This window comes from Thermococcus sp. JdF3 (genome assembly GCF_012027495.1).
GTDB lineage: Archaea > Methanobacteriota_B > Thermococci > Thermococcales > Thermococcaceae > Thermococcus.
The window spans coordinates 1-423 of sequence record NZ_SNUK01000030.1 but is presented as its reverse complement, the minus strand read 5'-3'; the positions used below and the strand labels follow the sequence as shown (position 1 = coordinate 423).

Annotated in this window: 1 pseudogene; it reads right to left on the bottom strand. The window is 51.8% G+C overall.

Features of this window, described 5'->3' with window-relative positions:
* Window positions 1-257: pseudogene (locus E3E42_RS11755) on the bottom strand (hypothetical protein); the annotation flags it as partial.
* Window positions 258-423 lie beyond the last annotated feature (166 nt).

The following is a 423-nucleotide window of genomic DNA, read 5'->3' as shown; positions in this document are numbered from 1 at the left end:
GCTTTCCAGTTCCTGCCGCCCTCAGGAGTTGCGATTCCTTCAACCGCCCCTCCAATGAGGTAGCCATCGTTGAGCTTTGCTACGCAGTGCCCTTCCCAGTCGTTCTTGCCTGAGAGGAATTTCACTGCCGTTATTTCATCATCGCAGAGCTTTGCCAGCATTATTTTGTAGTTCTTTCCGTCATGGACGCTCCCTATAGCGAGGTCTTCGGCGATCGCCACCGGGACGGTTTCGATGCCGAAGGAGTGGGTTCTCATGACTTCATCCCTCTCAATATCGTACTCATCTCAGGTTTTTTCATAGAGTAATGCGTCCGTGTAACCCAAGTTCTGGAACATCCCGCCCACCAAACCTACAACGCAAAAGAGTTTTAAATATTTACTTCTGCCCGTTAGGACTGCCCCGGGGCGTTACCCCTCTGGC